Source organism: Arthrobacter sp. (assembly GCF_031179985.1).
GTDB lineage: Bacteria > Actinomycetota > Actinomycetes > Actinomycetales > Micrococcaceae > Arthrobacter.
The window spans coordinates 8218-26236 of the sequence record NZ_JAPSHJ010000040.1 but is presented as its reverse complement, the minus strand read 5'-3'; the positions used below and the strand labels follow the sequence as shown (position 1 = coordinate 26236).

The window sequence follows — 18019 nt, the reverse complement described above, 5'->3', positions numbered from 1 at the left end:
ACCAACATCCACATGAGCCGCCACGAGATCAATCATGTTGCCATTACTCCCGTCGCTTTCACCGATCCCCCCTTGCTCAATGCCGTCGGAGTGCACGAGCCACTGGCTTTGCGGGCCATCGTTGAAGTCCACACTGCTTCCGGACTCATCGGCTTGGGAGAAACGTACGGTGACGCCGGCCACCTGGAACTCCTGACAAAGGCAGCAGATGCCGTCAAAGGTGCCTCGCCGTTCGACGTCGGACGGCTTTGGAGTGTCATCAGCGGCGTTCTTGACGGGACCGCCAGTGGCTCCCGGACGGGCCTCATGGGCCCTGAAACGTCCGGCAAGACCATCGGCAGCGTGGTGGCGCCATTCGACTCGGCCTTTTATGACCTTCAGGGCCAAATCCTTGGTGAACCGGTGTGGTCAGTACTCGGCGGGAAACATCGCGACAAGGTCGATTTCAGCGCCTATCTCTTCTACAAGTGGGCAACGCATCCCGGCGCCGAAGAGGATCGTTGGGGTCAGGCCCTGGACCCGGCGGGCATTGTGCGCCAGGCGCAAAAGATGGTCGATGAGTACGGTTTCAAGTCCCTGAAGCTCAAAGGCGGTGTTTTCGCACCGGAGCAGGAAGCCGACGCTATCGAGGCGTTGCGGGACGCATTTCCTTCGTTGCCCCTGAGGGTGGATCCCAACGGCGCCTGGTCGGTTGAGACGTCGGTGCGCATCGGCAAGCGGCTCGGCGAAGCCCTTGAATATTATGAGGACCCCACCATGGGGCTTGAAGGAATGTCAGAGGTGGCGCGCCGGACAGGTATTCCGATGGCCACCAATATGTGCGTGGTGGAAACCGGCCACATTCCGGAAGCAATCCGGCTCAACTCCGTCCAGGTGATCCTCATTGACCAGCACTATTGGGGAGGGTTTCGGCCATCCCTGAACCTCGCCGCACTCAGCAAGGTTTTCGGTATTGGCGTCTCGATGCACTCGAACAGCCATCTTGGAATCAGCCTCGCGGGAATGGTTCATCTTGGTGCCGCCACAGAGAATCTGACCTACGCCCTTGACACTCATTGGCCATGGAAGGACCCGTCTGAAGACATCGTCAGCACAGCGGATTTCCAGTTTGCGGACGGCGCGATTCGTGTACCGGATAAGCCGGGCCTTGGGGTTGAGCTTGACCGCGAAGCCCTGGGCCGGCTGCACGAGAAATACCTGTCGTCGAGCATCCGGACAAGAAACGACACCGGCTATATGCAGTCGATCGAGCCCGGCTACGAGTACGTGGCTCCGCGCTGGTAGGGCGCCAAACAGATGATGGAAGTGAATTCTTGAACGTCACGAACGGTTCAACCGTGCTCATCACCGGGTCGTCGGGCCGAATGGGGACAGCATTGAGTGCAGACATGGCCTCGGCAGGCTTTGATCTTCGACTCCTTGACCTGCGGCCGCACCCGGATCCGCCAGAAGGCGCCGTGGAATATTTGGGCAGCTTGGCGGAACAAGGCCTGATCGAGGCCGCTGTTGACGGAGTGGATGCTGTGATTCACCTGGCAGCCTTGCCCAATGAAGACTCATGGGCCGAGACCGTGTCCCAGACAGTCAACAACACTGAATTGCTGCTTCGGAGCTGCGCCTCGGCTGGTGTCAGCAAGATCCTGCTGGCTTCCAGCCATCACGTAGCCGGTTTTTATGGCAAGGCGGAGACGCTTCCTGCGGACGTATTGCCGCGGCCTGACACCTACTACGGAGTAGCCAAGGCCACGGTCGAGGCCATGGGATCGCTCTACCATGACAGATTCGGGATGGACGTGCTGGCCCTGAGGATCGGGTCGTGTTTTCCAGAGCCTCATGCTCCGAGGTCCATGCCCATCTGGTTATCGCCACGGGATATGACCGGCATCGTCCTTGCCTGGCTGTCGTTGTCCGGATCCGCTTTCCGGGTGGCCTGGGGGGTTTCGAATAACTCCAGAGGTTTCCTGTCAACGAAGCCTTTATTGGAAATGGGATATAGCCCGAGGGACAACTCAGAAGATTTCCTAGCCCGGCTCACAGAGAAGTTTGGAGCGGCTGCCTTCTCAGAAGCCCAATCCGACTATCTGGGAGGCCCTTTTTGTACCGCGCCGCTGGGACAAAAGATGGAGGGCTGAGGGCGTGACCGGCCACACGGCATCTTATTCTCATACTTCCGCAATTCCAGTTAGGGACAGACCTTGAGCATTATCGTCGGAATCGACCGCACGCCAGCCGGCCAGGCATCCCTGGCCGCCGCCATCGAGGCGACCAAACCGATGCAGAAGAAGCTGTTCATCGTCCCCGTGGCCCGCGAGGGGACGAAGCTGGATCCTGCATCAGCCGCGGAGCTGCTCGAAGAGTCAAAGCTGCAGGCCTCTGCCGCCGGCGTAGAGGCTTCAGTCCTCGCCACCACTCCTGAGAAAGACTCCGTGGACGAGTTTCTTAGGCTGGCTCAGGATGTTGATGCCTCACTGATTGTCATCGCGATGCGTCAGCGCTTTGAGGTTGGACGCTTTATCCTCAGCAACAATGCCCTACGTATTATGCTGCAGGCAGACCGTCCTGTGCTGGCTGTGAAATCTTCCCAGCCCCCGCTGCAATCCGGTGACGAGTCATTGCAGGATCCGAAGCAAGTCTGAGCCCGGTAGCCCTCCATGACCCATTTCGCCGTCTACGTTGCTTGCTGGCAAAGCCAAAAGATCGACGTGCTGCTGCTTGATGCGACATCAGGCAGTTTGACTCCCTTGTCTGAATTTTCAACCGCCGCACCGGTTCATTGCCTTGCCCTGAATCCGGCGAAGGGGACGCTCTATGCCGCGCTTGCAACCACTCCGCCGTCGGTGGAATCGCTGACCATCACTTCCGGCGGTTCCCTTGAGCACTCGGCAACGACAGGTTCGATTGCCCGCCTCGCTTATCTAAGTGTGGACCGCAGGGGCCGTCACCTCCTTGGCGCTTCCTACGAGGGAAATTTCGTGTCTGCGTCCAGTCTTCATACCAGCGGCAGAGCGCTGGATGCGCCGTCCAGCCTAAGAAGCCCGGGTCGCCACGCCCACGCCGCACTTGCCAGCCCGGATGGACGGTACGTCTACGCGACCTCGCTGGGGGACGATCAACTTGTCTGGTGGCTTCTGGACGATGAAGGGCACCTGTCCAGGCAACGATCCGTTCATTGCCCACCCCAGAGCGGCCCGCGCCATATCCGATTTTCACCCGACGGAGGCAGGCTGTATGTGCTCCATGAATTCTCGGGAATCGTAACGAGCTACTCCCGTGACGCAGGCACCGGGGCGCTAACGGAAACCTGTCAGGCATTAAGCATTGATCCCGAGCTGCAGCTCGTGCCGGGCGCCATCCGCAACGGCACCGGGCCTGCCCCTAAAGCAAACGCCATCTGGAGCGCTGAACTTCAAATCACCCCGGATGGACGATTCTTATACGCCACCGAACGAACCAGCAGCACCATCGCAGTATTGGCCCAGGACGCTCGCGAGTCATCATTGACACTCCGCGCAACTGTAAAAACGGAGGAGCAACCGCGCGGGATGGCCATCGACCCGACTGGAAGCTTCTTACTTGTCTGCGGAGAAGTCTCAAACAGACTCTCCGTCTACCGTATTAACGGGGATACCGGATTTCTGACATGGGAATCCGGTCTGAAATGTTCAGCTGGCCCTAGGTGGATAGAGTTCTTTCCGTACGGGGAAGCCCCAGACAACCCGGAATGAAGGGTGCGGAAAGGTCCCATGTTTACCATCGAGCAATTGGCTGGCTTCGTGGCTGTCGCCGAGGAGCTCCACTTCGGCAGGGCCGCTGAGCGGCTCAACATGACACAGCCTCCGCTAAGCCGTCAGATCCAGAAGCTGGAAAAGACCGTAGGCGTGGAACTTCTTACCCGGAACAACCGGAAAGTCGAACTCACGTCGGCTGGCGCAGGCTTTCTGGAAGATGCCCGACGCCTGCTGACGCTGGTCCAACGGGCACCCTTGGCTGCGCAGCGTGTCGCCGCTGGTCACACCGGGCTCCTGCGAATCGGTTTTACGGCGGCCAGTAGTTTCAGCATTCTTGGGCCGTTGCTTGAGGAAATCGCGGAAACCATCCCTGACGTGGACATCGATTTGCGGGAAATGGTTACTGGGGAGCAACTGGCGGGGCTTGGGAGCGGAGAACTCGATCTCGGAATCGGACGGCCCCCCTTCGACAAGGATCTGTTTGCCTCGCGGCTGCTTTACAGGGAAGGCCTGGTCCTGGCAGTCCCTGATGGCCATCGCCTTGCCCAGCTGCACAGGGACATCAGCCCGACAGACTTTAAAGATGAACCCATCATTATGCATTCGCCCACCGAGGCGAGGTACTTCTACGACCTGGTGGTCAAGATGCTCCCCCTGCACCACGGCAACGTTGTTCACACGGTCAGTCAAATCCTGACCATGGTCTGTCTGGTCGCTGCCAAGAGAGGGGTGGCCTTCGTCCCGCAGTCCACGGCACTCCTTGGCGTGGCCGGTGTACGGTTCCTGCCTCTCGAAAGTCAGCAGGGTGACCCCGTTGAACTGCACGCTATCTGGTCACGCAGCAGCACCAATCCCGCTCTCACCCGGTTGCTGGAGTCCCTGTCGATGTAGCAGCGGTGATGCCCATAATGCATCGTGGGATACAAAAAATGACTTAGACAGGCATTGCTGGCCTGAATAGGCTGAGGGAAATCAAGCGCCGCATCAGCGGTGCGGACCCGGAGGACTTATTGTGGCCAACTACTCGCACCAGGAACTTGCCAACACACTCAAGGATGGGCTGCTTTCATTTCCGGTGACATCCTTCGACGCCGAGTTGCAGTTCGACGAGGAGAACTACCGCAAACACCTCGCGTGGCAGGCCAGCTTCCCAGTGGCCGGACTGTTTGCCGCCGGCGGAACCGGAGAAGGCTTCTCCCTCACTCCTGCCGAGTCAGAACGGGTGGTCCGCACCGCCGTCGAGGAAGTCGGGAACATGGTTCCCGTCCTCGCATCAGCCGGGGGTTCCACGGCACAAGCTATCGAAAATGCCAAGGCCGCCGAGGCGGCCGGGGCCGACGGCATCCTGCTCCTGCCGCCGTACCTGACGGAAGCAGACCAGGAAGGACTGCTTCACCACGTCAGCGCCATTTGCAGCGCCACGTCCCTGGGTGTCATCATCTACAACCGGGCCAACGCCATCTACAAAGACACCACGGTTGCCGCCCTCGCCGACAAGCACGAAAATCTGATTGGCTTCAAAGACGGCGTCGGTGACCTCGAGCATGACGCCAGGGTCTATGCGAAGCTCGGCGACCGCCTCTTCTATCTGGGGGGACTCCCCACTGCTGAGACTTTCGCCCTTCCGCTGCTTCAGCTCGGTATGAGCACCTACTCCAGCGCCATGTACAACTTTGTCCCACAGTTCGCGCTGGACTTCTATCAGGACGTCCGCAACCAGGACCGCACGGCCGTGAATCAGAAGTTGAATGAATTCGTCATCCCGTACCTGGATATCCGTGACCGGGTCAAAGGGTACTCAGTTTCGATCGTCAAAGGCGGCCTCGAGGCCATTGGCCGTTCGGCCGGCGGAGTCCGCCCGCCGCTGCAGAACCTTGCCGAGCAGGACCTTGCCGACCTCACTGCACTCATCGCCACCGTCTCCTGATCATCACCGTCTCCTGGGAGGAAACCCATGACGCTCACCGGACATTCACTTATCGCCGGGCAGCACGTTGCCGGCAAGGGCACAACAGCCTTTGGCTACAACCCCGCCACTAATGCGCAGCTCGAACCTGCCTACTCACTGCTCACGGAGGAGCAGCTTAAGGCTGCCACAAACGCGGCCGCCGAGGCCTACCCATCGTTCAGCATCCTCGAGCCTGAGACCCATGCCGGCTTTCTTGAGAGCATCGCAGACAACATCGAGGCCATCGGAGATGAACTGATCATCCGCGCCAGCCAGGAGACGGGCCTGCCGGAAGCCCGCCTGCAAGGTGAACGCTCCCGCACCATCGGCCAGCTGCGGCTCTTCGCCGGTGTTGTCCGGCAGGGCGACTTCCGCGGGGTCCGGATCGATCCCGCCGTACCTGACCGTTCTCCCCTCCCCCGCGCAGACATCCGCCAGCGCCAGATCCCGCTGGGGCCGGTGGCTGTCTTCGGCGCCAGTAACTTCCCGCTGGCCTTTTCGACGGCGGGAGGAGACACCGCTTCTGCCCTCGCCGCCGGCTGCCCGGTCGTCTTCAAAGCGCACAACGCCCACCCCGGCACCAGCGAGTTCGTCGGCCAGGCCATCGCAAAAGCCGTCAGAGATCACGGGCTGCATCCCGGCGTCTTCTCCCTCATTTACGGCCCCGGGAGCAGCATCGGCCAGGCCCTCGTAGCGGACCCCGCCGTCAAGGCCGTCGGCTTCACGGGGTCGCAGCGGGCCGGCATCGCCCTGATGCAGACTGCCGCTGCACGTCCGGAGCCAATCCCGGTCTACGCCGAAATGTCCTCGCTCAACCCGGTCTTTGTGTTTCCCGGCGCCCTCAGCGGCTCTGCCGAGAAAATCGACGCACTGGCACAGCAGTACGTCACAGCTGTCACTGGAAGTTCCGGACAACTCTGCACCTCCCCCGGCCTCCTGTTCGCCCCCGCTGGTGAGGCAGGCGACAAGCTCGTTGCCGCCGTCGGCCGTGCCGTGTCCGCCCAAGCCGGCCAGACGATGCTCACTGAAGGCATCGCCGCTTCGTGGAACTCAGGTGCCGTGGCGCTCGGGTCTTCGGACCATGTGGCCGTCGTGGGACACGGCACCGAGGGCGGCACGAAAAATGCCCCGGCGCCGGCCATCTTTGGCACGGATATCCGCAGTTTCGTTTCCAACCCTGTTTTACATGCTGAGATATTTGGTGCCGCCAGCCTGATGATCCGCTATAAGACCGCCCAGGAACTGATCGAGGCCACCAACAGGATGGAAGGGCAGCTCACCGCCTCCTTGCAGCTCACCGAAGAGGACTACCCGGCAGCCTCCCGCCTGCTGCCGGCCCTTGAGCAGAAGGTGGGCAGGATCATCGTCAACGGCTGGCCTACCGGCGTGGAAGTCGGCCACGCCATGGTCCATGGCGGCCCGTTCCCCGCGACCTCCGATCCAAGGACAACCTCCGTGGGGACCCTGGCGATCAACCGCTTCCTCCGCCCGGTCGCATACCAGAACCTGCCCCAGGAACTGCTGCCGACGCCACTGCAGGATGCGAATCCGTGGCAGCTGAACCGCCGGATCGACGGCAGAGTGGAGTCCGGAAAGGTCTTCGCCTAAGCGGATCAACCGGGGCCTTGGGCCCTTTGTTACCGGCAGATTTTGGGAACGCTGAATCAGCACCCTATTCTGTGGTTAGCCAAGCCTTACCTAATAACTGTCCGGAGAATCACGTGCCTGCTGCCCCTGGCCGCCACCTGCCCTGTTGCCTTGCCGATGACGACTGAGACGTACCGGGACCCGTGGGGAATCCCCCATCTTCGCGCCGACAGCCCGGACGAGCTGGCCTTCCTGCAGGGGTCCAATGCCGCTACGGACCGCTCGTGGCAGATCGAGATGGAGCGTTGGCGCTCGGAGGGCAGGACTGCTGAGCACCTTGGAGCGGACGGCCTTCTCTGGGACCGGTTTGCCCGGCGAGTACGGCTGGATGACACCGCCCGGCGCTGCTTTGAAAACCTGGATGCTGACACGCAGCGTTGGTGCACCGCCTATGTCGACGGGGCCAACGATGCCTTGAAAACCGGCCGCCGCCATGCAGCAGAGTTTGCCGCCACGGGCACCGCACCTGCTTTCTGGGAACCGTGGACACCGCTGGGGGTCTTCCTGGTTCATCACATCCTTTTCGGCACCTTCCCCAACAAGCTGTGGCGCGCCCACGTCACCGAAACGCTTGGTGCCGAGGCCGTGGACATCTTCAGCCTCGAAGCGCCGGTGTGGGCCGGCAGCAACGCCTGGGCTGCAACCGGCAACCTGACCGAATCCGGGTCTCCCCTCATTGCCGGGGACCCGCACCGCCTGATGGAACTCCCCGGCGTGTACCAGCAGGTGCGCTTGGCGTGCCCGGAGTTCGACGTCGTCGGGCTGGCCTTTCCCGGTGTGCCCGGCCTGCCCCACTTCGGGCACACCGGAAGCGTGGCCTGGGCGGTCACGAATGCCATGGCGGACTACCAGGACCTTTACAGCGAGCAGCTGAAGCACGAGGGCAGCCAACTCCTGGCCCTCGGGCCGGAAGGCTGGAGCCCGGTCCGCGCTCATCATGAGGAAGTGATCAGAGTCCGCCATTCTGAGCCGGAAACAGTGGAAGTGATTGAAACCGACCGTGGACCCGTCATCTCCGGCGGGCCCGACGGCGGGGCGCTGAGCCTCCGTACGCCCTCCCGGGCAGCCGAAACGCTGGGCTTCGAGGCCCTACTCCCCCTCCTGCTGAGCCGTTCCGTGGACGATGTGGAGGCAGCCCTGGAAAACTGGGTGGAACCCGTCAACTGTGTCCTGGCCGCTGATTCCAGCGGGGCTGTGCTCCAGGTCGTTGCGGGGAAAGTCCCGGCACGGAGCCGGGACAACCGCGTCCGTCCGGTTCCAGCGTCGTCGTCCGAACACCAATGGGCCGGAGCGTGGGAGAAGCTCCCCCGCTCCTCGGTGGCCGCGTTGGCTGTGCATGCCAATGACCGGGACGCCGGGGGCGGTGACAGGCTGGGGCTGGAATTCGCCCCGGCCCACCGTGCGCAGCGGATCCGGCAACTTCTGGTGGATCACGGAACAAAACCGGGCGGGGGTGGTTTAACCGCGGCTACCATGCAGCGGATCCACATGGACTCTCAACTCGGTTCCTGGCCTGCCTTTCGCGGGCTGCTGCTGAGCCTCACTCCGCTGTCAGACACCGGCCGCACATTCCGCGAGCGCCTTGTCGATTGGGACGGGCTCATGGACGGGGACAGTACGGAGGCTGCGGCCTTTGCGGCATGGCGGTCGGCCCTGGTCCGCGCGCTGGGGAGCTCCCCGGAGTTGCTCCCGCTCACGGCTGCCAACAGCCACTCTCCGCTGTTCGCGCCATGGCTGCATCCAGAGGCCCGCATCGGTTTCGCCCTCGAAACGCTCCTTGCAAAGGGGCCCGGATTCGGCGTCGACGTCGAACTTGCTGCGCGGCAGGCTCTCGAAGAAGTTGCCGCAGCCGCTCGGTCTGAAACGTGGGGAGCCAGCCACACAGTCCTTCCTCTCCATGCACTGGCGGACCACGGCTCGGCCGCTGCAGCGGCGCCCACGGTCCCTGCCACCCGGTTGTCCGGCGACACCGGCTGCGTCCTCTCCACTGAAAGCCTCCCGGGAGTTACCGACAGGTCGTTCCGCGGGCCGGTGGCCCGTTATGTCTGGGACCTTCAGAATCGCTCCAACAGCCGTTGGATAGTGCCGTTTGGTGCCTCAGGCCGTCCCGAAGACCCGCACTTCGCCAGCCAGCTGCCTCTGTGGGCTGCTGGGGAACTCATCCCCGTCGTCACCGACTGGGAGCAGCTGACCAAGGAGACCCATGACCCGCGCTGACACAGGCCTCCTGCTTTCTGGCAGGGATTCAGTCTACGAGGAGATCCTGCCGGCCCTGGGCCGTTTGCGGCTCCTTCCCCTCATCCCGGAAACAGACGCCGATCTGATCCACAGCTGGGTGAGGGAAGAACGTGCCCGTTTCTGGGGCATGGGGGACCTGAGCCGGGACGAGGTCAGGGATATCTACCTGTTTCTGCACAGCCTGGAAACCCACCATGCCTACCTCATATCCGTGGAGGACCAAGCTGTGGGGCTGTTCCAGACCTATGAGCCGCTTGAGGATCCGGTCGGCGAGGCCTACGAGGCCCGACCCGCCGATACCGGGCTGCACCTCCTGCTGGCTCCTGCCGAGCGACCGGTCCCCAACTTCACGCCCACCCTCATCGGGGGCCTGATCCGTTTCCTGCTCTCCGATCCCACCAAGGACAGGGTGGTGGCGGAACCCGATGCCCGGAACGCCAAGATCATCCAAAGGCTGCAGGGATGTGGTTTCGAGCCCGGCCCCAAGGTGCAGCTCGCCGAAAAGGAAGCACAGCTCGTATTCCTGACCAGGGACAGATTCGAGTCCCGGACCACCTAAGACAGCCGGCCGAACCAGTAACACGAGGTCTCGACGCCGGGATCGCCGGAAACGTGCCGGGTCGCCGGAAGCTTCCGGCGATCTGGCAGCTCTCCGGCGACTTCGGTGCGAGGACCAGCCACGACGCCGGGATCAGGGCCGCAGGTCATATGTTCTTCAGCGCTTCCCGGCGGGACAACGGGCTGATGTCTCCGCCATGCTTGGTCACGAAGGTCAGCACCCAGTCCGGATCCGTCTTGGCGTACTCACGCAGGGCCCACCCAATGGCCTTCCGGATGAAGAACTCCGGGTCCGCCAGGTTCGCCTCGATGACGTCGCTCAGCAATCCGGTGTCTGTGTGGGCCCTTGCCTTCAACTGGGAGGTGATCGAGGCGCGCCTGATCCAGAAATCCGAGTCCCGGCTCCAAGTGCGCAGCAGCACCGTCATCGTGCGGCGGTCGGCCTGCAGCAGCGTACCGATCCGCTCAGACACGCCGTCAACGAAGTCCCACCAGGCTCCGCTCCTAATGATCTCCTCGTACACCGGGAGCATCGGCGGTTCCCGGGCAGCCAATCGAAGACCGGTGAGATCGATCGCCGCGTAGCGTTCCTCCCGGAAAGTGGCGTTGCGCCAGAGTTCCAGCACCGTGTCCTTCAGCTGCTCCAGCGATTCGAACGGATGAGCGTCCGCCACGGCCTTAGCCAGCCGCCGTACCTCGGGAACGCTGACGCCGAGGGACGGGATGGACGATTTCATGTACGCCTGCGCCCCGGCGGCGCGTACCGGGTCGCAACGCTCCGCCAGCCCCAGACGGATCTCGGCAAGGAGCACACTGTTAACCGCTGGATTCGCCATGCAGCCACTCTAGCCAGCAATGCCGGAGCCGCCAGGCCCTCGTGAATCACAGAAAAGGAAGAGGACGACGGCGGGAAGTCCCGCCGTCGTCCTCTTCCTTCTGCTGTTGTGAGGGTTGGTAGATGCCTGGTCAGGCGCGGGCGTGTTCGGAGAGGATGGCGTCGATCTGGCTGACTGCCTCCTTCATTCCTTCCTCCATGCCCATTTGAACCATCTGTTCCATCTGCTCTTCGGACTCGAAAGCAGAAGAGATGGTCATCCGGGTGCGGCCACCAATGTCCTCCAGGTTGACGGTGGCGTGGGTGGTTCCCATCGCGTCGACAGGGGCGCCGTCGTCGTCGGCAAATCCATCGTCAAACGCAAGACGCTTCGGGGCCTGGATGGAGGTGAACTGCCACCAGCCACGGGCTTTCTCCCCGTCCGGACCGGTCATGTAGTAGGCGGCCTTTCCGCCGGGCTGGAAGTCGAACTGTTCGAACGTGGCAGGCCAGGTGGGCGGCCCCCACCAGCGCTCAAGCTGGCGCGGGTCTTCCCAGATCTGCCAGACACGGTCGACGCCGGCGTCGAACTCTGCGATCAGCGTGAAGTTCAAGCCCTCGAGGTTCTTCGTGGAACTGATAACGGTCATTGCGGAACCTTTCCTATCCTTCAGCGAGAATGTCTGCGATCCGGTCGGCACGCTGCCGCCAAATCGCCTCATATTCATCGAGCAGCCGACGCGCTTTTTGCAGGCCTTCATGATTGCCGCGCACGATCTGCTCCCTTCCGCGCTTCTCCTTGGTGACCAGGGAAGCGCGTTCCAAAACCGCCACGTGCTTCTGGACGGCGGCGAAACTCATGGCATAGAGGGCAGCAAGACCGGAGACTGAATACTCCCCCACCGTCACCCGGCGGACTATATCCCGCCGGGTGCCATCTGCGAGCGCCTGGAACAGGCGGTCGACTGCGGCTTCGCTGATCTGATCTACAACCATTTGGTTGTAGGATATGCCTGCGGTTGGTGGGTGTCAATGGCCCATGTACTCCCGCCGTTCCCGGGTCAGCCCATAGGGAACGTCGCGGCTGACGGCCACCGTGTAGCTGGTGTGGCTGTGCCTGGTGACCAGGATGCCGTGGCGGCTTTCCTTCATGGCGTGCCCGCGTTTCTCAGTCGCTCAGCATGACCTGGTCCACCATGAGATGCCCCCATTCCCCGGTGGCGTCGTCGAGAATCTGGAAGCGTGCCGTTTGGCCGGCGAGGTCGTGCACGTGCCACGAGACATGGCGCAGTGAACCGGAGTTCTCCCCCGTGGCCGTCCGTACGGGCTGACCGTTCACCAGAAGCTGCACAGAGGTTGCGGGCTCCACACCGAGGGGATGGTTGCCGCCCCCGAGCTGGAAGTGCAGGAAGTTCCGGTCAATCACGAACTCCGGCGAGGTGATGCTGCCGGTGGCGGGATCGCCGGAGCCCACGAATGTGTCGGCGATCTTCGCGCCCACCCGTCCTGAAGCCGACGTCGTGGACGGACCTGCTGCTGCGAAATCCCCGCCGGTGGTCCACCCGTCTCCCCAGCGCGCTCCCTCGAAGTCAGCGATCAGCCTGGCCGGCCGCTGGGCGAGGTTTTCGAACTCAGTGACCGTGACGTTCGTGAAGCTGGCAGCCCCACCGCTGGAGTAGAGGTTGATGCCGTCGTCGCCCGGGTTTGCGAAGACCTGGCTGGAGTGGACGTACCGGCCGTCATCCACGAAGACTTCGATGGTGGTGCGGTCCACCAGGATCCTCAGGTGCACTTTGTTGATAGTGGGATCAATCGGTGCCCGGCTCTCCAGCTTGGTCCCCGAGCTGTCCGGGTTCCCGGTAGGGCCCCGGTTAAGGTAGCTGAAGTTATCGAATATTCCCACGTCGGCATGTCTCGTGCCGTCCGCAGAGGCACGCAACTGCAGGCCGATGTTCTGCGCCTGATTCCAGGACACGTCCGCTTCAAGCTGGTACGACTCACCGCGGTACGGCAGGGCCTGGCTCCCGCTGACCGTGAAGCTGCCGAGGTTTGCCACCGTGGTGGTATGATCATCCAGCGCAGGGGTGGGCTGGGACACCAGGCTGTAGCCGGTTCCGTAGTTCTTGAGCTTGATTTGGCGCACGATGGAATCCGTGCCATTGAAGCCGTCGGCCGCCCAGGTAGGTGTGGTGTGGGCGTAATTCCAGTTGTTCATCCATCCCATGGCGAAGCGCTGCTCCGAGGGATTCGCCGGATCCTCCCACGTGACCGCGCCGTACCAGTCGAAGCCGTGGTCCAGCCACTGTGGATCTGCTGCATCAGGGGTGAAGGATGCGCCGTTGAAGCTTCCGGTCCAGTAGGCAAAGGTGTTCGGGGCTCCAGTCAGGTAGCCGTTTGCGCTCAGGCCCATCACCCACTTTTCAGTGCCGTCATCAGCACGGATCTTGAACAGATCCGGACATTCGAGCATCCCGAGGTTCGGTTCGATGAACTCCGAGACACGCGTCCAGTCCTTCAGGTTTGGCGAAGTGTAGAAGCTGATCTTGTTGCCCTCCGCGATGAGCGCAACCCAACGGGAGGCGTCAGCGTCCCAAATGACCTTCGGGTCCCGGAAGTCCGCGCGCCCGCCGTTAGGGATCACCGGCGTCTCCCCGAAGGCATGGAAGTTGCGCCCGCCGTCCTGGGAATACCAAAGGAACTGCGCCTGCGGGCCCGTGGAGTTCGCGATCTGCTGCGGCGTGGGGTGGTCCATCTGCGTGGCCAGCATGATGACCGCGCCGGCCCCGAATCCGGCCGTGTTTGCTGTGTCGACTACTGCGGAGCCGGACCAAAGATCGTGGTTGGCGTTCGTTTTCTTCTGCGCCGCGACACCCTGGTCCTGGAAGGCCACGTTGTCCATCGTCGTCGCCAGCCGCCATGCTGTACCGATCTCGGTGTCATAGTCCGCGTTGTACAGGTAGTAGTAGTGGAACTTGCCGTCGATATAGACCGGGCGTTGTGGATCGTTCTTCCAGTGGTCGGGAACTGTGAAGTGGTACGTATCCCGGTAGCTTGGTTCGCCTGCTCCCTCCACCGCGGGAGCTTCAACAGTAGGAGCCAACGGAGCCGCAACGGCCCGGGGTGAGGAAGAGCCATGGACCCACATCCCCGCCGCCACCAGCCCAACCATCACCCCCAGTGTGGCCAACCTCCCCGAAAAGCTTCGACCCGCTCGCCTCCGGCCGGTTACCCCGCCAGCGGCCCCCCAATAACGTCGCCGTACTCCAGTCACCATTGACTCCTACTGTTGTTGGTTGTCCCTAAGCGGGACTGCTTAGGCGGTCAGCGCACGACGGCGAGACTCACCAGGGTTCCGCCGTCGCCTTCAGCGAACAGGCCGACGGCGGTGCTTGAGCTGGCTGGAAACACCAGATCGGTGATGGTGGCCAAACCGTCCTGCGTGAAGACCTCCACCGAGCAGCGGTCCACGAAGACCCGAAGTTTCAACCGGCCGCTGTCCAGAGGCACACTGACCCGCTCCACGGAAGGGAACGCTGCGTCGAAGCCCACGTTGCCCGATTCGGTCCGGTCCAGGCTGAGCTCCCCGGTTGCGGAGTCATAAGCCAGGACAGTGCGTTCTGCAGGGGCCAACTCCCCGGGGCTCAACTCAGTTTCGGCCCGGAGCACAAGCCCCACCCTGCCGGCACTACCTGGCTCGAACTCAGCATCAATCCGCAGCGCATCGCCGTGAGCCTCAGCAGGAAGCCAGGTCACACCTTCCGCCAACGGCTGGCGGTCCAGGGCGAACCGTTCCATGCTGGACTCCAACTGGAACGGATCCACCGCCTCCTGTACCAGGACTGGGCGTCCACCGCGGGTGATAAGCCTGACTTCGCGGGCCAGCGACATTGCACTGCGCCACCCCTCGGTGGGGGTTGAAGCGGCGTACTGCCAGTTGTTCATCCAGCCGATCATGAACCGGCGTCCGTCGGGCACATTGCTGAAGGACACGGCCGCGTAGTAGTCCCGGCCCCAGTCGAGCCAGCCGTAATCGGCCATCCTGCTCTTATCAGGCTGCAGGCCTTCGGTGACGGTCGTTTCAGAACTGAACGTCACGCCGTCGAACGTTCCAATGAAGTACTGCCCGCCGGAGCCGCCGGCGATGCCGCCCGGGCTGAGGTTCACCACCAGAACCCACCGGGTGTCTGAGACGTCGCCGTCCACCGGCAGTTCAAACAGGTCCGGGCACTCCCAGATTCCTTCGATGGCATTGGCCGGGCCGAAGGTGCTCAGGTACTCCCAGGATTTCAGGTCGGCTGACTTGTAGAGCAGCACTTCGCGGTGGAGGGCCTCGACGGCGACCATCACCCAGTAGCCCCCGGAGTCGCCGTCGTACCAAAACACCTTAGGGTCGCGGAAGTCCGCGGACGCCCGGTCAAGCACCGGGTTCCCGGCGTACTTGGTCCAGGTGGCGCCGTCGTCATTGCTGTAAGCGAGGGACTGTGCCTGCCGGCCGGCAAGCGGTGAGGTCCCGACGTAGGCGCTGGTGTAGACCGCCACCAGTGGAGGAATTCCCCCGACGCCGAAGCCGCTGGTGTTGTGAATGTCAGCCACCGCCGAACCGGAGAAAATGCCCTCCTGGTCATCGCAGGGGATGGCCACCGGGTGCTCGGTCCAATGGTTCAGGTCCGCAGAGGTGGCGTGGCCCCAGGACATGTTGCCCCAGTCATCGCCGAACGGGTTGTGCTGGTAGAAGAGGTGGTAGGTGCCGTTTGAGTAGATGAGTCCGTTGGGGTCATTGAGCCAGTTGCGCTCTGCTGAATAGTGCCATTTGGGCCGGTACTGGGAGTCGAGTCCGGTGGTTGTTTTCATGAAGGATTAGCCCTTGACGCCGCTGGAGGCGATGCTGTTGATGAAGGAGCGCTGGAACGCGATGAACAGGATGACCACGGGGACCGTGATGAGTGAGGCGTACGCCATGACTTCACCCCAGGAGACGTTCAGCTGGAAGAAGTACTGGATGCCGATCATGACCGGGCGGAGCTCCTCGGACTGGACCACCATGAGCGGCCACAGGTAGGAGTTCCAGGCGGGCAGGAAGGTCAGGATGGCCACCGTGGCGGTGGCGGGCCCGGCAAGGGGCATCACCACCTGGCGGTAGATCTTGAACCAGCCGGCGCCGTCGATCCGTGCTGCCTCGTCCAGTTCCTTCGGGATGGACTCGAAGTACTGGTGGTAGAGGTAGATGGAGAACGCGTTGGCGATAAACGGGATGATCTGGACCTGGTACGTGTCCAGCCAGCCTTTGGAGAATTCGAGGCTGAAGCCGTTGAGCTCAAAGTAGGGCAGCTGGTTGACCCACCACACCAGCGGCAGAGCCAGGGTCTGGAAGGGCACGATCAGGGTGGCCAGGATCGCGGTGAACACGATGCGCTTGCCGCGGACCTCCATCCGGGACAGTGCGAAGGCGCAGAGGCTGTTGATGAAGATGCCCAACACCACAGTGATTGCGGAGATGCCGATGGAGTTCATCAGGAACCGTGCTGCCGGTACCCGGTCGAACACGGCACCGTAGTTGTCGAAGGAGATGTTGCCGATGGGCAGGAACGCGGCGATGGAGGACATGTCGCCGAAGATCTGCTGGTCCGGTTTGAGCGAGGACACCAGCATGAAAACGATGGGAAAAGCGGCGGCGACGGCGAACAGGATGCGGACCGTCATGGTGCCGACACTGCTGACGGCCCTGGAATTGAGAGCGTTCTTCACGTCAGTCCTTCTCTCGGGTCAGGTAGCGCTGGACTGCGGAGATCAGCAGCACCAGGACGAAGAATACGAGCGAGATGGCAGAGGCATAGGAGGTTTCCTGTTGCTTGAAGCCCGAGCGCACTGCCTCGTAAACGATGGTGGTAGTGGAATCAAGGGGACCACCCTGGGTCATCACGCTGACCTGGTCGAAAAGCCCGAGGGCCTGGATGGTGATGGTCACCAGGATCAGCGTGCGGGTGTGCCGGAGACCCGGCCAGGTCACGTAGCGGAACTGGTGCCAGCGGCTGGCGCCGTCCAGCTGGGCCGCCTCGTAGAGTTCGCCGGAGATGCTCTGGAGGCCAGCGAGCCAGATGATCATGTGGAACCCGGCCGCCTGCCAGATGGACAGGATGATGATGGCCGGCATGGAGGTTGCAGGATCGTTGAGCCAGTCCGGGCCCTGGATGAGGCCGAAGCTCACGTTGGACAAGAGTTCGTTGATCAAGCCGTCCTTGCGGTACATGAACAGCCACAACAGGGACACCACCACCATGGACGTGACCACGGGAAGGAAGTAGAGCGTGCGGAAGAAGTTCACGCCGCGGAACTTCTTGTTGATCAGCAGCGCCATCGCCAGGGCCAGTCCGGACTGGACGGGCACCACCACAATGGCGAAGTAGCCGACGTTCAGCAGCGACCGCCAGAATGTGGGGTCGGTGAAGAGCCGGGCGAAGTTGTCCGTGCCCACGAACTCAACAGGCCGTGGTGACACGAGCCGGGCATTGGTGAACGCCAGGCCGAATCCCATGATCGCCGGGAGGAACACGAAGGCGAGCAGGAGAGCGGCGGCCGGTGCGATCATCGCCCAGCCGCTGAGCTGTTCACGCAGGTGGCGGCGGCGGCGGGGTTTGCCGGGGGCAGCGGGGGTTGGCACTTCCGGGCTGGAAGGAGCTGCGGGAAGCTGGGTGGTTGTCATGGGATTCTCCGTTGACAGTGATGTTGGGGGCGCAGGGCCTTTCGGTACGACGACGGCGGGGTTTCGCAACCGCCGTCGCCGTACCGTGTGGCGGCTGGCTAGTTCTTGTAGCCGCCGTTGGACTTGATATTGGCGTCGATCGCCTTGACGGCCTTGTCCAGCGTCGTCTTGGCATCAGCACCGGCCAGGATGTCCTGGACGGCCTTGCCGTATTCGGTGGCAATGAACGGGTAAGCGGGGGTTTCAGGACGCATCACGGCGTACTCGCGGGAGAAGTCCATGAAGATCCGGCTGGCGCCGCCCTCGGCATACTCCGGAAGGAGCGCTGCGGCTTCGTTTGTAGCAGGGATGGTTCCGGTGGCCTTTGACACGGCGGCGATGTTTTC

At 62.6% G+C, this 18019-nt stretch carries 17 protein-coding genes and 1 pseudogene; 9 read left to right on the top strand and 9 right to left on the bottom strand.

Annotated elements, in window-relative coordinates:
- Positions 1 to 12 precede the first annotated feature (12 nt).
- From RIN13_RS15785 to RIN13_RS15745, 9 genes are all read left to right on the top strand, one after another.
- Positions 13 to 1284: an enolase C-terminal domain-like protein gene (locus RIN13_RS15785; RefSeq protein ID WP_309108283.1), complete on the top strand. Its 1272-nt coding sequence runs from the start codon at positions 13 to 15 to the stop codon at positions 1282 to 1284.
- A gap of 29 nt (positions 1285 to 1313) precedes the next feature.
- Entirely contained in the window at positions 1314 to 2132 is an 819-nt protein-coding gene (locus tag RIN13_RS15780) for an NAD(P)-dependent oxidoreductase (RefSeq protein ID WP_309108282.1), read from the top strand.
- A gap of 63 nt (positions 2133 to 2195) precedes the next feature.
- Positions 2196 to 2636 carry a universal stress protein gene (locus RIN13_RS15775; protein WP_309108281.1) on the top strand — a complete coding sequence of 147 codons (441 nt, stop codon included), beginning with the start codon at positions 2196 to 2198 and terminating at the stop codon, positions 2634 to 2636.
- A gap of 15 nt (positions 2637 to 2651) precedes the next feature.
- Complete coding sequence (locus tag RIN13_RS15770; protein WP_309108280.1) at positions 2652 to 3725, top strand: beta-propeller fold lactonase family protein; 1074 nt, start codon at positions 2652 to 2654, stop codon at positions 3723 to 3725.
- Between the two features lie 18 nt (positions 3726 to 3743).
- Positions 3744 to 4619, top strand: a complete 876-nt coding sequence (locus tag RIN13_RS15765; protein WP_309108279.1) for a LysR family transcriptional regulator — start codon at positions 3744 to 3746, stop codon at positions 4617 to 4619.
- 121 nt (positions 4620 to 4740) lie between these two features.
- Positions 4741 to 5655, top strand: a complete 915-nt coding sequence (gene kdgD / locus RIN13_RS15760; RefSeq protein WP_309108278.1) for a 5-dehydro-4-deoxyglucarate dehydratase — start codon at positions 4741 to 4743, stop codon at positions 5653 to 5655.
- A gap of 27 nt (positions 5656 to 5682) precedes the next feature.
- Positions 5683 to 7284: an aldehyde dehydrogenase (NADP(+)) gene (locus RIN13_RS15755; protein ID WP_309108277.1), complete on the top strand. Its 1602-nt coding sequence runs from the start codon at positions 5683 to 5685 to the stop codon at positions 7282 to 7284.
- 156 nt (positions 7285 to 7440) lie between these two features.
- Complete coding sequence (locus RIN13_RS15750) at positions 7441 to 9540, top strand: penicillin acylase family protein (RefSeq protein WP_309108276.1); 2100 nt, start codon at positions 7441 to 7443, stop codon at positions 9538 to 9540.
- Complete coding sequence (locus RIN13_RS15745) at positions 9527 to 10120, top strand: GNAT family N-acetyltransferase (protein ID WP_309108275.1); 594 nt, start codon at positions 9527 to 9529, stop codon at positions 10118 to 10120. The genes RIN13_RS15750 and RIN13_RS15745 overlap by 14 nt, the downstream gene beginning before the upstream one ends.
- A gap of 145 nt (positions 10121 to 10265) precedes the next feature.
- Here the strand turns inward: RIN13_RS15745 and RIN13_RS15740 are convergent, their stop codons facing one another.
- From RIN13_RS15740 to RIN13_RS15700, 9 genes and pseudogenes are all read right to left on the bottom strand, one after another.
- The gene (locus RIN13_RS15740; RefSeq protein WP_309108274.1) at positions 10266 to 10955 is read right to left on the bottom strand and encodes a DNA alkylation repair protein; all 690 of its coding nucleotides are present in this window, start codon (positions 10953 to 10955) and stop codon (positions 10266 to 10268) included.
- 130 nt (positions 10956 to 11085) lie between these two features.
- Complete coding sequence (locus RIN13_RS15735; RefSeq protein WP_309108273.1) at positions 11086 to 11583, bottom strand: SRPBCC domain-containing protein; 498 nt, start codon at positions 11581 to 11583, stop codon at positions 11086 to 11088.
- Positions 11584 to 11596: 13 nt separating this feature from the next.
- On the bottom strand, positions 11597 to 11929 hold the full coding sequence (locus tag RIN13_RS15730) for a metalloregulator ArsR/SmtB family transcription factor (RefSeq protein ID WP_309108272.1): 333 nt from the start codon (positions 11927 to 11929) through the stop codon (positions 11597 to 11599).
- 33 nt (positions 11930 to 11962) lie between these two features.
- On the bottom strand, positions 11963 to 12085 hold the full coding sequence (locus tag RIN13_RS15725) for a hypothetical protein (protein ID WP_309108271.1): 123 nt from the start codon (positions 12083 to 12085) through the stop codon (positions 11963 to 11965).
- 16 nt (positions 12086 to 12101) lie between these two features.
- Positions 12102 to 14102, bottom strand: a complete 2001-nt coding sequence (locus RIN13_RS15720) for a GH32 C-terminal domain-containing protein (RefSeq protein WP_309108270.1) — start codon at positions 14100 to 14102, stop codon at positions 12102 to 12104.
- Between the two features lie 152 nt (positions 14103 to 14254).
- On the bottom strand, positions 14255 to 15784 hold the full coding sequence (locus RIN13_RS15715; protein WP_309108269.1) for a glycoside hydrolase family 32 protein: 1530 nt from the start codon (positions 15782 to 15784) through the stop codon (positions 14255 to 14257).
- A 6-nt stretch (positions 15785 to 15790) separates the two neighbouring features.
- Positions 15791 to 16633 carry a carbohydrate ABC transporter permease gene (locus tag RIN13_RS15710; protein ID WP_309108289.1) on the bottom strand — a complete coding sequence of 281 codons (843 nt, stop codon included), beginning with the start codon at positions 16631 to 16633 and terminating at the stop codon, positions 15791 to 15793.
- A 46-nt stretch (positions 16634 to 16679) separates the two neighbouring features.
- Positions 16680 to 17633: a sugar ABC transporter permease gene (locus RIN13_RS15705; RefSeq protein ID WP_309108268.1), complete on the bottom strand. Its 954-nt coding sequence runs from the start codon at positions 17631 to 17633 to the stop codon at positions 16680 to 16682.
- A 98-nt stretch (positions 17634 to 17731) separates the two neighbouring features.
- Positions 17732 to 18019, bottom strand: a pseudogene (locus RIN13_RS15700) (sugar ABC transporter substrate-binding protein); the annotation flags it as partial.

What these genes read in the sequence shown, in the direction of transcription:
- RIN13_RS15785 (WP_309108283.1), top strand. Translation starts at nt 13, where the DNA reads ATGAGCCGCCACGAGATCAATCATGTTGCCATTACTCCCGTCGCTTTC.
- RIN13_RS15770 (WP_309108280.1), top strand. Translation starts at nt 2,652, where the DNA reads ATGACCCATTTCGCCGTCTACGTTGCTTGCTGGCAAAGCCAAAAGATC.
- RIN13_RS15765 (WP_309108279.1), top strand. Translation starts at nt 3,744, where the DNA reads ATGTTTACCATCGAGCAATTGGCTGGCTTCGTGGCTGTCGCCGAGGAG.
- RIN13_RS15755 (WP_309108277.1), top strand. Translation starts at nt 5,683, where the DNA reads ATGACGCTCACCGGACATTCACTTATCGCCGGGCAGCACGTTGCCGGC.
- RIN13_RS15750 (WP_309108276.1), top strand. Translation starts at nt 7,441, where the DNA reads ATGACGACTGAGACGTACCGGGACCCGTGGGGAATCCCCCATCTTCGC.
- RIN13_RS15745 (WP_309108275.1), top strand. Translation starts at nt 9,527, where the DNA reads ATGACCCGCGCTGACACAGGCCTCCTGCTTTCTGGCAGGGATTCAGTC.
- RIN13_RS15740 (WP_309108274.1), bottom strand. Translation starts at nt 10,955, where the DNA reads ATGGCGAATCCAGCGGTTAACAGTGTGCTCCTTGCCGAGATCCGTCTG.
- RIN13_RS15735 (WP_309108273.1), bottom strand. Translation starts at nt 11,583, where the DNA reads ATGACCGTTATCAGTTCCACGAAGAACCTCGAGGGCTTGAACTTCACG.
- RIN13_RS15730 (WP_309108272.1), bottom strand. Translation starts at nt 11,929, where the DNA reads ATGGTTGTAGATCAGATCAGCGAAGCCGCAGTCGACCGCCTGTTCCAG.
- RIN13_RS15725 (WP_309108271.1), bottom strand. Translation starts at nt 12,085, where the DNA reads ATGAAGGAAAGCCGCCACGGCATCCTGGTCACCAGGCACAGCCACACC.
- RIN13_RS15720 (WP_309108270.1), bottom strand. Translation starts at nt 14,102, where the DNA reads ATGGTTGGGCTGGTGGCGGCGGGGATGTGGGTCCATGGCTCTTCCTCA.
- RIN13_RS15715 (WP_309108269.1), bottom strand. Translation starts at nt 15,784, where the DNA reads ATGAAAACAACCACCGGACTCGACTCCCAGTACCGGCCCAAATGGCAC.
- RIN13_RS15710 (WP_309108289.1), bottom strand. Translation starts at nt 16,633, where the DNA reads ATGACGGTCCGCATCCTGTTCGCCGTCGCCGCCGCTTTTCCCATCGTT.
- RIN13_RS15705 (WP_309108268.1), bottom strand. Translation starts at nt 17,633, where the DNA reads ATGACAACCACCCAGCTTCCCGCAGCTCCTTCCAGCCCGGAAGTGCCA.